The following is a 12,711-nucleotide window of genomic DNA, read 5'->3' on the forward strand; positions in this document are numbered from 1 at the left end:
TAACTTTGTTGTATGATTGAATTACCCGTTATTCCAGCACAACAAACTCAGCGGAAACCCGATTGGTTACGCGTAAAATTGCCTGTCGGCAAGGAATATCGCCACGTGCGTGGGCTGGTTGACGAGCACAAGCTGCATACGATCTGTGAAAGTGGCAACTGCCCTAATATGGGCGAATGCTGGGGTGCCGGCACGGCTACCTTTATGATCTTAGGCAACATTTGTACTCGTTCATGTTCATTCTGTGCAGTAGCGACAGGGAGACCGTTGGCAGTTGATTTGGACGAGCCTAATCGTGTGGCGCAATCCGTAAAACTGATGGAAGTAAAACATTGCGTGATTACTTCGGTAGACCGTGATGATTTGAAAGATGGCGGATCTACCATATGGGCAGAAACCGTCAATGCGATTCGACGTGAAAGTCCACAAACAACATTGGAAACCCTGATCCCAGATTTCAAAGGGCAATGGGATAATTTAGATCGCGTATTAGCTGTACGACCAGAGGTAGTATCGCACAATCTGGAAACGGTGCGTCGACTAACGCGCGAAGTACGTATCCAGGCGAAATATGATCGCTCATTAGAATGCCTACGTCGTATAGCAGCAGCCGGTTTGCGAACCAAATCTGGCATCATGCTTGGCTTTGGCGAGACCGAAGAAGATGTAGTGGAAGCAATGCGCGACCTGTATGAGGTAGGTGTAGATATTCTAACCATCGGTCAATACTTACAACCTAGCAAAGCACACCATCCTGTGGTAGAATGGATAACACCTGCACAATTCAAACGCTATCAAGAAATCGGATTAGAAATGGGTTTCAAATATGTTGAATCTGGCCCACTCGTAAGATCTTCTTACCACGCCGAGAAACACCTGTTCGATATGCAATAAGCAATTGCTTGACTATTAGGCTGTTTTTGCTTAAATTAGAGCAAATGAAGCAGCCAGATTATAAAAGATTTCTTCTAAGAGCAATGCTAATCGCATTGCTCTTTATATTATTGGTCAGCACGGTGCTCTTCGCGTTGTATATTCATACGCAGGATGACAACTTTCCTTTTTTCCTGACACGCATTGTGTTACCGTTATCTGTGGGTGCTGCCATCAGCAGTGTTTTTACTACCTATATTTACACAAAAACAAACCTTTACCTTCGCTTTCTACCGTTTACGCACGGGGCACTGCACCGCGTCGCAATAGCACTTATTTTGACGTGTTCGGCGACATTACTATTTCAACCGCTCGCCAGCAGTATTCGATACAACGTGGGCAAAGTATTGCATTTAGAAAGTATAGAAGAGATGCCGCCACACCAACAGCCTACTTTTCTATCGCTGGGCGAGTGGCATGTGGATCGTATGCGTGTTATTCCAATTCATACTTATGAGAATGGATGGGGCTGGAATCGTAACAAAGTGCACCTAAAGTCATTATTTTTATTACCCATATTCTCGCAGAAGAATGCTTACGAAAGGGCTGCTAAAGCTTGGCTTGCCTTCAAATACGAAGATACGATTACGAAAGAAGAGTTTGCTCTAAACAGAGGTCGACACTCTTTTGAGCAATCAGTACGGCATTTCAAGAAAATTAATGTCGGAGCTTTTTTGTATTTTCAACTATACGATCAGGGTTTAGAAAAACAGGCGCTAACACAATTGGCTCGTCGTCATTCTTATTTTAAAAGCTCTTATAGTGCTGTTTATCAAGGCAACGCTGTTGATCGAGATTTACTTTCTTTACGTTATTTTATTTATACTCTACTGGCACTGCTATTTTTCGTCGGGCCACTATATTGGCTCATCGTTCGCTATGGCATGGTTGCGGATCGTAGCAATACTATCTTGCTCTAAACGATTACTGTAAAACGAGGACGATGTTACTTATTTACGTTGATAAACAGTTTTGCCGTCTATTACTGTGCGCAACACAGTCACATCTCGCAATTCTTCATTTGGTATCGTCATGATGTCTTGCGACAAGATAACAAAATCAGCATCCTTTCCACGTTGAATATTACCTCGTCGGGATCCTTGAAAGCAGGCTTGGGCTGCCCAAATGGTCATTCCCATTAATGCTTCACGACGGGTCAGCGCATTTTTCATTTCAAATCCTCCTTCTGGGAAACCAGCGGCATCTACCCGCGCAACGGCTGCATGAAAGCTATTGAGCGGATTAAAGTTTTCTCCCGGAAAACCGCTCCCAATCGCTACCATCCCATAATTATCTACCAAACGCTTCAGCGCATAGGCATTGCGCAGGCGCTCTTCACCAATTCTATTTTCTACCCAGTACATATCTGAGGTCGCATGTGCAGGTTGTAGTGAAGGGAATACTCTAAATCGATCAAATTTTTCGAAATCTAACTCATTGATGACCTGAGCATGTTCGATGCGCCAACGCCGATCATTATTTGGCCCGATGTATTTGCCATAAAGATCGAGTACTATCCGGGTTGCAGAATCACCTACAGCCGCGTGCTTAATTGGAAGTTGGTAGCGGCAATCTCTTTTATCGTTCGCTCCAATTCTTCCGGCGTTTGCAGCAGATATCCGCTTGTAGTGCTGTCGTCCGAGTAAGGCAGCAATAAGCTTGCATTACGAGTTCGCAACAAACCGTCTGCCGTAAGCTTTACCGCGCGAATACTAAGCCGCCCGTCGTCGTAGTATCCGCTACGGATCATACGTCGCACCGTACGCAGATTGTCCTCAATCATGGCGTAATTACGAATCTTCAGTTTGTTGCCGGTGTAGAGGTTTCTCATAAACTCCAAATCCCGTTCATTTAAACCGGCATCAACAATGCTGGTGAGGCCAACGGAAAACAGGAGCTGCTCTGCTTTGGTTAGTGCGCGTAGCTCCTGATCGTCATTGACTTCTGGTATGTGCTTCTTCACTAAATCCATCGCATTGTCCATTAAAACACCGCTCAAATGCCCTAACGAATCTGTCAACATCAACCCACCTTCAACATAAAAGGCGGTATCTATACCTGCCACTTCTAGTGCTTTAGAATTCACAGTAGCGGCTTGATAATCTACGCGAGTAAGGTAAACTGGAATGTTGGGAAAGTACTTATCCAATGAATCGCGTACCGAAATGGTGTTATCTTCCCATCGCTCTTGATCTAACCCGGCACCTACGAGCCACGGACGATCAGGATATGTTTTACGATGAGCTTGCAAACGCTGCAATGCATCGCTAAGCGAATGGGCGCCATATAGATTAGTCATATCTAATGAAGAAGCGAAGTCCATGAAATGGGCATGCGAATCGTAAAAACCAGGGTAGATAGCTGCGCCTTGTGCATCAATAGTTTCTTTCGCTTCATAACGCTGCAATAGCCGGTCGGAACTGCCGATTTCGATAAATACACCACCACGCACGGCAAATGCTTCTGCGATAGTGAAAGCCGAATCGACCGTATACACCCTTGCATTGTATACAATCAGGTCTACCTCATGATTGGTAGTACAAGAGGCAAATAAAAATAGCAAACCAAGAGCTGCGAATAACGATTTCATGTGTGACTATATGCTTTGTGCTAATTTACAAAAGAAATGACGGAGATTATGCACGGACATAGATGTGCACGAGAAATAAAAAAGCTTTTCGCCAGTGCGAAAAGCTTGATTTCATTCAAAAGACCAAATAAAAAAATCGGACTAGCAGTACTCGTCAAATGCTGCTACCAGATTGTCTGCAATCATTTGTGCAGGACGACCTTCGATCATGTGACGCTCAATCATGTGTACCAATTGACCGTCTTTAAATAAGGCCATCGCTGGCGAAGATGGAGGATATGGCAACATATATGCACGCGCTCTATCGACAGCGTCTTTTTCCATACCAGCGAATACAGTGACTAATTTATCCGGATGTTTTTCGTTTTTAACAGCTGCTTTGGCAGCAGGACGCGCATTGGCTGCGGCACATCCACATACTGAATTAACTACGACAAACACGGTTCCTTCTGATGGAATGACGCTTTCTACTGCTTCAGCAGATTTCAGCTCTTCAAAGCCAGCATCTACCAATTCTTGGCGCATTGGGCTTACTAAATATTCTGGATACATATCTTCTCTGTTTTAAATTTATACAAATATAAGAGGAAACCTACAGCGGGTCAAGGGTAAGGAATCAGTAGAATGTAAGATTTATGAATGGCAACATTTTTAGAAAATCCTACCTATCTAAAAGTGACATAAGTATTACTAAAAAGTGCTGATCAGGCATGTGATTTGCACCAACTTTGGTATAAATATATAATATCATGAGTACACTATCGAAAACACATAAGAAAGCGGAAATCGGTTTGCAAGAGAAAGACATGGCGAATGTGTCAGAATTTTTAAATAAGCTGTTGGCAGATTATACCGTATTATACACAAAGATTAGACATGCACACTGGAATGTGGAAGGCCCAGATTTTCATTCGCAGCATCTATTTTTCGAAACGTTGTATGACCAATTGGCGGTCAATATCGATGACGTAGCAGAAAGGGTACGTATGCTTGGACATTATGCTGTAGGATCATTAGCGAAATATTTGCAATTAACACATCTTTCGGAAATCCAATACGGAGGTACTGATAGCCAAGGGCTGATCAAGGAATTGACGTCGGATTTCGAAACTGTTATAATGGTTATCCGATCTGGAATAGAACTGGCTAATGCAGCGGGTGATACCGGCACAGAAGATTTCTTGACCGGGTTGATGGAGGAACACGAAAAAACAGCATGGATGCTGCGCTCGCATCTTAGTTAGATAAATGCACCTGTTTATTATAGTTTATTCAAAAAGAAGCCGCTTACTTTGTTGATTGACAACTCGGAAAGCGGCTTTTATATTTGATAACAACTTGTACTACCTACAAGTGGATTACTTCTCCGTAAGCATCAGCTGCTGCTTCCATGATCGCTTCGCTCATGGTTGGGTGTGGATGCACTGATTTAATGATTTCGTGTCCTGTAGTTTCTAGCTTACGAGCTACTACTACTTCAGCAATCATCTCCGTTACATTTGCACCAATTAAGTGTGCTCCTAAGAATTCACCATATTTCGCATCAAAGATTACTTTCACAAAACCGTCTTTCGCGCCAGCAGCAGATGCCTTACCTGATGCAGAGAATGGGAATTTACCTACTTTTACTTCGTAACCAGCGTCTTTCGCTGCTTTCTCTGTGTAACCTACCGAAGCAATCTCCGGTGAGCAGTACGTACAACCCGGGATGTTGTTGTAGTCAATGGCATCTACATGTAAGCCTTTTATTTTCTCCACGCAAGTGATCGCTTCTGCAGAAGCTACGTGTGCCAAAGCTTGACCTTTTACAATATCACCAATAGCATATACGCCATCAATGTTAGTTTTGTAAAAATCATCTACCAATACGCGGCCTTTATCGACTTTCACACCAACTTCTTCAAGCCCGATATTTTCGATATTTGGTGTGATACCTACTGCCGAAAGTACAATTTCGGCTTCGATAACCTCTTCGCCTTTCGCTGTTTTGATTTTCACTTTAGATACATCGCCTTTTGTATCTACACCTGTAACTTCTGATTTAGTTAAGATATTGATACCTGCTTTTTTCAGTGATTTCTCCAATTGTTTCGAGATCTCTTCGTCTTCTACTGGTACGATGCGATCCATAAACTCAACAATAGTAACCTTAGTACCAATTGTATTGTAGAAATAAGCAAACTCGACACCAATGGCGCCAGAACCAACTACTACGATAGATTTAGGTTGTGTAGGCAAATTCATCGCTTGGCGGTAGCCAATGATTTTTTTACCGTCTTGAGGCAAGTTAGGCAATTCGCGAGAGCGAGCTCCTGTAGCTAAGATCGTGTGTTTAGCCGTATATTCTTTGGTTGCACCATCGGCACCTTTTACTTCGACTTTACCACCTTTTTTGATTTTGGCCGTACCCATGATGACGTCGATTTTATTCTTTTTCATCAAGAACTGGATACCTTTGCTCATTCCGTCAGCAACACCACGGCTTCTCTTTACGATAGCTCCGAAGTCTGCTTCTCCGCCATTCACTTTAATACCATATTCTTCGGCATGGTTCAGGTATTCGAAAACCTGTGCACTTTTCAACAATGCTTTTGTAGGAATACAGCCCCAGTTCAAACAGATTCCACCTAATGCTTCACGTTCTACAATCGCTGTTTTAAAACCGAGTTGGGATGCTCTGATGGCAGCAACATACCCACCTGGACCACTACCAATAACAATAATATCGTAATTCATAAATATAACGTTGTCGTTTTGATTCTATTAGACAAATATACCAAAAATACACCTTTCTACATTTTATTCCGCAAATTCCCTGTCAAAATACTTGCGAACAAGACGATGAACATCAAGATTTTGTCAGGTGTAAGTCAGTTCCGGAAAAAGAATTCTACTCATCCCCTTTTTATACCTTTCTTTGCGAACCATTCAAATGCGATTAATATAGTTATGCTCAGAATTTTTAGACAAGTTGCGCTGTGGGAGGCGATCTCCACCATATTTTTATTCTTTGTCGCAATGCCTGTTAAGTACGTGTTGCCTCGCTTTATGGAGATACCTGATGATATTCGTCTCGGCACAGTACGTATCGCCGGATCTATTCATGGCTTTTTGGTCGTGATTTTCGTGGTGCTATTGATTACATGTTGGCAATCGTATAATTGGAAATTTAAACGGGTAGTGATGTACTTTGCGGCTTCTCTGATCCCGATCGTTTCCTTCTGGGTGGAGCGCGATGTGCTGAAGATTATTAACAAAGAAAAGATCTAATCTTGGGTTATTGACATGCCAATTACATAGCATCTTCTTCTTGAAACATTTGCATCAAATCTGGTCCAAATTGTATTTTTTATTTTTTTCTGTAACGTTTTGTCAACACCGATACTAACGGTGTGTAATAACTCATAAAAACAGAAAAAAATGACTACAAGTTCGATTCGTCCGTACAAATTTATCAGTATCACAAGAGACACGCTCTTTATGCTTGGTCTTTTGTTTTCGGGGATTTCCCTGTCTTTCTCGGAAGCATTACTTGCTACCGAAATTAATCTATCTTACATTGGGGGTATATTGTTGCTTCAAGGAGCCGCATTATATACCTTTAGAAAAGATGGCTCACCTCGTATTTGGCTGACACCTATATCGCTAGTCTTCTTAGTGCTGTTAGCTATGGTCTTATTCTTTATCAGTAATGGAGACTATTGGTTCGTAGCCTGCTTGACACTATTCTTCAACATTTATCTTCTCAGAAAAACAACACGATAAGCGAAGTTCAGTATGTCGAAAGAACAACAATTTCTTCATTTGCTTCAGCAACATCGCAATATACTATACAAGGTATCGAGGATGTATATGGATACGGCACAAGATCAAGAAGATCTTGTGCAGGAGATCACATTTCAGCTATGGAAATCTTATTGTGCTTTTGAGGGAAAAAGCGAGTTCTCCACATGGATGTATCGTGTTGCTTTGAACACGGCGCTTACTTACTTCAAAAAGGAGAAACGAAAAGTGGATCAGATTTCACTAACAGGAGCAATCGACAAATCCGAAGATGATCATCATTCTGCCGTAGCAGAAGAACGATTAGACTATTTTTATAAAGCTGTACAAGATTTAACTAAAGTAGAAAAAGCGTTAATTTTTCTCTTTTTGGAAGGTCATTCTCATCGGGAAATCGCACTAAATCTAGGTATTAGTGAAGGTAATGCTCGCGTAAAACTAAATCGTACCAAGGAAAAATTGCAAAACATCATTAAAAAAAATGGTTATGAATTTTGACGAAATAAAAAAACAATGGGATCAGCAAGCGGGAGATCTTGTACAGGTGAGGCCAGCAAGCCTACAAAAAACACAATCTATCTTGGAGACAATCCGAAAAAATTTCAAAAGGGAGCTGATATACACATCAATAGCACTTATTTTTCTATTAACAATACCGTTCTACGAGGACTTTCACGAAGTAATTGTTATTGTCTACTATCTTATCATTTTACAAGTAGTCTTAATAACTATCTCCCATTTCAAGAATATTCATCGCATTACAAGAATCGACCGAAATCCCTACATCCTCAATTCAAAAGAGAACTTACAACAGGTATATTACGAATTGAAGTACACTATTGAGCTGCAGAGAAGAATGATTTTTTTCATGGCACCCTTATCTACCATGATTTACTTTATATTGATTGGTCGTGAAAATGCGATGCAATGGTTCTCCAACTACTACCATTTCACCGATACATTGGATAAGAACCCGTGGTTTTTCGTCTGGAATCTGCTGGGTTTAGCCACTTTCCTAGCATTCGTCATGTATCGATCATCTGTCCAAATAGAAAAGAGGTATGGCACACCATTGACAGAGATCAAGAGTGTACTAGAAGATATCGAAGAATAGTATTTATGTGTGTATTTAAATCTGTTTTTTTATGATTAAGGCTTATTTTCGTATCCTTGCATAGCAAAAGCGCAATCGCGCAGGGTATAGATATTTATAATGGAACATACACGTATTAAACAACTGCTAATCGCAGAAGACTTTGGTCAAGAGGTAATCGTTAAAGGATGGGTGCGGACTTTTCGCAACAATCAATTTATTGCCATCAATGATGGCTCTACACTTAATAATATCCAAGCTGTAGTTGACTTCGAGAATACCGATGAGCAGCTACTGCGTCGCGTAACGACTGGTGCTGCCGTTCGTGTAAAAGGCGAGTTGGTACAGTCGCTTGGCAAAGGGCAACGCGTGGAAATCAAGGTAAATGAATTGACCATTTTAGGTGATTCTGATCCGGAAAAATATCCATTACAACCCAAAAAACATTCCCTAGAATTTCTGAGAGAGATTGCGCACTTGCGCTTTCGTACGGGTACGTTTAATGCGATTTTTAAAGTACGTAACGCCTTGGCATTTGCCGTACACCAATTCTTCAACGACCGCGACTTTGTGTACATGCATACGCCTATCGTGACGGGCTCTGATGCAGAAGGTGCGGGTGAAATGTTTCGCGTAACCACGATCGATTTTGACAATGTACCGCGCAATGAAGATGGCACGGTAAATTATAAAGAAGATTTCTTCGGGAAATCAACCAACCTCACCGTATCTGGACAGCTAGAAGGTGAACTGGCAGCAATGGCTTTAGGGAATATCTACACCTTCGGCCCGACTTTCCGTGCAGAAAATTCGAATACTACGCGTCACTTAGCGGAGTTTTGGATGATCGAACCGGAGATGGCTTTCTACGAGCTGGAAGACAATATGGATCTGGCGGAGGAATTGTTGAAATATGTGATCAACTATGCGTTGAAAAACTGTCCAGACGAGATTGCCTTCTTAAGCAACCGATTGTTGGAAGAAGAGAAATCTAAGCCGCAGAGCGAACGCTCTGAGATGAACCTGGTCGACAAGTTACAATTTGTACTAACCAACGATTTCGAACGGGTTACGTATACCGATGCGATTGAAATCCTGAAACGGAGTAAACCAAACCAAAAGAAACAGTTTAAATACTTGATCGAAGAGTGGGGCGCTGATTTGCAATCGGAGCACGAGCGTTATTTGGTAGAGAAACACTTCAAAAAACCGGTGATCTTGACGGATTATCCGAGAGAGATCAAATCATTCTACATGAAGCAGAATGAACCAGATGCGCAAGGCCGCCACACCGTTCGTGCGATGGATATCCTGTTCCCAGGAATCGGAGAAATGGTTGGTGGATCGCAACGTGAGGAAAACTTAGAAAAGTTATTAGCGCGTATGGCAGAAGTCGGTATTCCGGAGCACGAAATTGATTGGTTTTTGGATACGCGACGCTTTGGCTCAGCACCGCACTCCGGATTTGGAGTTGGTTTTGAGCGATTGGTACTATTCACCACCGGTATGAGTAATATTCGCGACGTGATTCCTTTCCCACGTACTCCAAAGAACGCAGAGTTTTAAGAGTAACCAATCCTTTATATAACAAGAGCGCCTCTTAAAATGGTTATTTTAAGAGCGCTCTTGTTGAAAATTAAATGATAAGCTAATCTGGAACGTGCTAAACCTGCAACTGTCCTTCGGCAGATTTGGCAGAAGCACGAATCTTGGTATTGCCACCGCCATCTAAGCTAAGGTTTACCGGAGTATTGCTTTTCCAATGGCCTTTGGTGAAATCTGGAAAATTTAGCTGACGACTATTTTGTGCGGATGATTGTATACTCAGCGGTATAATAGCACTCCAAGACGCGGCATCATATACATCTTGGTCTAATGGCAAACCATTGCGAAGACAATCAATTAATCGCCAATCCATGATAAAATCCATACCGCCGTGTCCGCCAACAGCCTTGGCCTGTTCTCCAATCAGTTTCACCAGTTCTGGAGTATATTTGCTTTCCAGCTCAGCCGTAGCTTCTGGCGTTAGCCAAGCATGCCCATTTTTATAATTTCTAAATGATAATCCTTTCGTGGGATATTTTTGGGCAAAGCCCATAGTACCGCTCAGTAAGTGGATACGCGAATACGGGCGTGGCGAACTGACGTCATGCTGTACCATCAAAGTTTTCCCTTTCTCGGTTTTCATCAATGTGGTATTCATATTACCTCTGTAGGACTTTCGAGCGAATGGGGCAAAGTCTGCATCTTTCGCAGCCAATGCTGCGGCATGAGTCGCCATATGGAAATCAGCACTCTGCATATTGACTAGCGTGGCGATCTGATCGCCACGATTGATATTCATACATTGGGCGATTGGCCCTATACCATGCGTGGGATATAAGTTGCCATGTAATCGAATGTTTTCTTTCAAACGCCAGTAGTCATCATAGTACGTTTTACTGAAGTTGAGATCCAACAGATCATGAATATATGCACCTTCTGCGTGGAACAGTTCTCCAAACAATCCTTGCTGTACCATGTTAAGCGTGATTAATTCAAAGAAATCATAGCAACAGTTTTCGAGCATCATGCAGTGTTTCTGTGTTTGCTCGGAAACTTGTACAACTTTCCATAGCTCATCCATGGTCAATCCAATGGGTACTTCACAGCCTACATGAGCTCCAGCTTGCATAGCAGCGATAGACATCGGAGCGTGCAAGCTCCAAGGTGTACAAATGTATACTAGATCCAATCTATTTTCCTCTAACATACGACGCCAACCTTCATCACCACTGTAAGTTTTTGGCGCAGAAAGACCGGCTTGAACAACTTTATCATGTTCTTTTTGTGCTTTATGTGCGTGTCGATCGCACAGTGCCACAATGTCTACACCATCTATGTAGGTAAAACGTGAAACAGCGCCTTCGCCACGATTGCCCAACCCTATTATGCCCATTTTAATGCGTTCGATCTTCGCTGCACGAAAACCAGACATATTGTGACTTGAGCCCGCGCGTTGAGAGTGAACTATATTAGGAAGCGAAATAGCTAAGCCGGAAAGTAGACTTGCTTGCTTTAAGAATGAACGTCTTGATGTATCCATAGTAGCGGTATTAAAAGATTCTCTGATGCTATCACAATAAAAGAATGTTGGGTTTCTACTTATGGTGATGCCATAGCAAGTATAATTGAATCTAACGACAAATGGAACAAAATAGAAAACGCAATCGATTGCTCAATCTTCCAAAACTTAAAATATTGGTTAAACGATACTGGAGAATGAAAATTACGGAAATAAGGATATTTACTATTGCTCTTATTAGAAATCCACACGGATACCCAACGCACCGCTGTACTGTGTAAAATTGGCTCCATTGAAGCGCGTACGCAATGTACCGCTATTGCGGGTATAGAGCTCATCTAAACCATAGTTGGTAGAAGCAGTAATATAATTACCAGATAATTCCACGGCCCATATGTCATTGATTCGATAACCAAGATGCAATGTAGCATTGTGCTTTAATCCTAAAGCCGAATGCCTAAAGCTGATGGGCTGTTCGAAATTGTCAATCAGATTCCAATTGGCCTTTGCCTTATAATCATGAAGACTAAAACCATAGCTACCAACCGCATAAAATGATTGATATGCGTACGCCAATTCTAAGGCAATTCGGCCACCATACCAGTCAGTCTGATAGGTTGTTCTTAAATCTTGATTCTCGGTATCTTCTGGCATAGGCAAGAGGAATAAACGATTTCCCAATTGCTCATAACCTAAGAGAATTCGAGGCGAAATTGGTCCAAGAACCGGCAAACTATATCTTGCGGACACATTGTAGTTATAGAAATAACCCTCATCACTGCTAAATCGTTCATCATAAAATGGTGATGTTCTATTGTCGCTATTGTAATCTGTATCACGCGCTCTACCCTTTCGAGTTTGCTGATATTCACCATCAAAAACTATATGCCACTTAGGAAGCAAGCGAACTGTTCCTTGCAGTCCATAATTCATCCCTTCAATTTGTTCCCAAATTAACTCCGAATAGATGTTTGGACCTGTACCATCCAAGTTTCCTGCGATAGACCAGTCTAACGCTTGAACACCGTACCCAATACGGGGAGCTACACTAATTCTCGGTTCCTGTCCAAAAAGATCGGTTATAGTAAAGGAGAGTAGTACTAGTGCAAATATTAAAATCCGTAGGTTAGAAAATTGAAGCATATCATTAGTCATTGTAGTATGTAATATTAGTCATTTCTTAGAGTTACTTACATCCAAAATGGTTTAAATGTAAAATCATCGGTACAACGAACTACAATTGCTACA

Annotated in this window: 12 protein-coding genes and 1 pseudogene; 8 read left to right on the forward strand and 5 right to left on the reverse strand. The window is 41.9% G+C overall.

Annotated features, from left to right (window positions below; translation table 11 throughout):
• Positions 1 to 12 precede the first annotated feature (12 nt).
• Entirely contained in the window at positions 13 to 894 is an 882-nt protein-coding gene (gene lipA / locus A0125_RS13400; RefSeq protein ID WP_066757216.1) for a lipoyl synthase, read from the forward strand.
• Positions 895 to 977: 83 nt separating this feature from the next.
• Positions 978 to 1,853 (forward strand): hypothetical protein, encoded by an 876-nt coding sequence (locus A0125_RS13405; protein WP_156472548.1) that lies wholly within the window; start codon positions 978 to 980, stop codon positions 1,851 to 1,853.
• Between the two features lie 30 nt (positions 1,854 to 1,883).
• Here the strand turns inward: A0125_RS13405 and A0125_RS16670 are convergent.
• Positions 1,884 to 3,523: pseudogene (locus tag A0125_RS16670) on the reverse strand (amidohydrolase).
• 141 nt (positions 3,524 to 3,664) lie between these two features.
• A complete protein-coding gene (locus A0125_RS13420; protein ID WP_066757227.1) occupies positions 3,665 to 4,075 on the reverse strand; it encodes a BrxA/BrxB family bacilliredoxin in 411 nt (136 codons plus the stop codon).
• Between the two features lie 197 nt (positions 4,076 to 4,272).
• Here A0125_RS13420 and A0125_RS13425 point away from each other — a divergent pair, with 197 nt between their 5' ends.
• Positions 4,273 to 4,767 carry a Dps family protein gene (locus A0125_RS13425; RefSeq protein ID WP_066757230.1) on the forward strand — a complete coding sequence of 165 codons (495 nt, stop codon included), beginning with the start codon at positions 4,273 to 4,275 and terminating at the stop codon, positions 4,765 to 4,767.
• A 103-nt stretch (positions 4,768 to 4,870) separates the two neighbouring features.
• Here A0125_RS13425 and lpdA read toward each other — a convergent pair whose 3' ends face one another.
• A complete protein-coding gene (gene lpdA / locus A0125_RS13430) occupies positions 4,871 to 6,259 on the reverse strand; it encodes a dihydrolipoyl dehydrogenase (protein ID WP_066757232.1) in 1,389 nt (462 codons plus the stop codon).
• 213 nt (positions 6,260 to 6,472) lie between these two features.
• On the opposite strand from lpdA, the gene A0125_RS13435 reads away from it, so the two are divergent.
• From A0125_RS13435 to asnS, 5 genes are all read left to right on the forward strand, one after another.
• Entirely contained in the window at positions 6,473 to 6,793 is a 321-nt protein-coding gene (locus A0125_RS13435; RefSeq protein ID WP_066757236.1) for a DUF3817 domain-containing protein, read from the forward strand.
• Positions 6,794 to 6,943: 150 nt separating this feature from the next.
• A complete protein-coding gene (locus A0125_RS15640; protein ID WP_156472550.1) occupies positions 6,944 to 7,288 on the forward strand; it encodes a hypothetical protein in 345 nt (114 codons plus the stop codon).
• 12 nt (positions 7,289 to 7,300) lie between these two features.
• Positions 7,301 to 7,804, forward strand: coding sequence for an RNA polymerase sigma factor (locus A0125_RS13440; RefSeq protein ID WP_066757239.1), 504 nt, complete (start codon positions 7,301 to 7,303; stop codon positions 7,802 to 7,804).
• Positions 7,794 to 8,420 (forward strand): hypothetical protein, encoded by a 627-nt coding sequence (locus tag A0125_RS13445; RefSeq protein ID WP_156472551.1) that lies wholly within the window; start codon positions 7,794 to 7,796, stop codon positions 8,418 to 8,420. The genes A0125_RS13440 and A0125_RS13445 overlap by 11 nt, the downstream gene beginning before the upstream one ends.
• Before the next feature lie 99 nt (positions 8,421 to 8,519).
• Positions 8,520 to 9,965: an asparagine--tRNA ligase gene (asnS, locus tag A0125_RS13450; RefSeq protein ID WP_066757245.1), complete on the forward strand. Its 1,446-nt coding sequence runs from the start codon at positions 8,520 to 8,522 to the stop codon at positions 9,963 to 9,965.
• Between the two features lie 97 nt (positions 9,966 to 10,062).
• Here the strand turns inward: asnS and A0125_RS13455 are convergent, their stop codons facing one another.
• Both A0125_RS13455 and A0125_RS13460 read right to left on the reverse strand, forming a co-directional pair.
• The gene (locus A0125_RS13455) at positions 10,063 to 11,484 is read right to left on the reverse strand and encodes a Gfo/Idh/MocA family protein (RefSeq protein WP_066757248.1); all 1,422 of its coding nucleotides are present in this window, start codon (positions 11,482 to 11,484) and stop codon (positions 10,063 to 10,065) included.
• Between the two features lie 216 nt (positions 11,485 to 11,700).
• Positions 11,701 to 12,618 carry a hypothetical protein gene (locus A0125_RS13460; protein ID WP_066757251.1) on the reverse strand — a complete coding sequence of 306 codons (918 nt, stop codon included), beginning with the start codon at positions 12,616 to 12,618 and terminating at the stop codon, positions 11,701 to 11,703.
• Positions 12,619 to 12,711: the final 93 nt, after the last annotated feature.

This window comes from Sphingobacterium populi (assembly GCF_001586775.1).
GTDB classification, from domain to species: domain Bacteria; phylum Bacteroidota; class Bacteroidia; order Sphingobacteriales; family Sphingobacteriaceae; genus Sphingobacterium; species Sphingobacterium populi.

Bases quoted from the DNA above. Each gene is read 5' to 3' on its own strand.
- lipA (WP_066757216.1), top strand. From the start codon at position 13: ATGATTGAATTACCCGTTATTCCAGCACAACAAACTCAGCGGAAACCC.
- A0125_RS13405 (WP_156472548.1), top strand. From the start codon at position 978: ATGCTAATCGCATTGCTCTTTATATTATTGGTCAGCACGGTGCTCTTC.
- A0125_RS13420 (WP_066757227.1), bottom strand. From the start codon at position 4,075: ATGTATCCAGAATATTTAGTAAGCCCAATGCGCCAAGAATTGGTAGAT.
- A0125_RS13425 (WP_066757230.1), top strand. From the start codon at position 4,273: ATGAGTACACTATCGAAAACACATAAGAAAGCGGAAATCGGTTTGCAA.
- lpdA (WP_066757232.1), bottom strand. From the start codon at position 6,259: ATGAATTACGATATTATTGTTATTGGTAGTGGTCCAGGTGGGTATGTT.
- A0125_RS13435 (WP_066757236.1), top strand. From the start codon at position 6,473: ATGCTCAGAATTTTTAGACAAGTTGCGCTGTGGGAGGCGATCTCCACC.
- A0125_RS15640 (WP_156472550.1), top strand. From the start codon at position 6,944: ATGACTACAAGTTCGATTCGTCCGTACAAATTTATCAGTATCACAAGA.
- A0125_RS13440 (WP_066757239.1), top strand. From the start codon at position 7,301: ATGTCGAAAGAACAACAATTTCTTCATTTGCTTCAGCAACATCGCAAT.
- A0125_RS13445 (WP_156472551.1), top strand. From the start codon at position 7,794: ATGAATTTTGACGAAATAAAAAAACAATGGGATCAGCAAGCGGGAGAT.
- asnS (WP_066757245.1), top strand. From the start codon at position 8,520: ATGGAACATACACGTATTAAACAACTGCTAATCGCAGAAGACTTTGGT.
- A0125_RS13455 (WP_066757248.1), bottom strand. From the start codon at position 11,484: ATGGATACATCAAGACGTTCATTCTTAAAGCAAGCAAGTCTACTTTCC.
- A0125_RS13460 (WP_066757251.1), bottom strand. From the start codon at position 12,618: ATGACTAATGATATGCTTCAATTTTCTAACCTACGGATTTTAATATTT.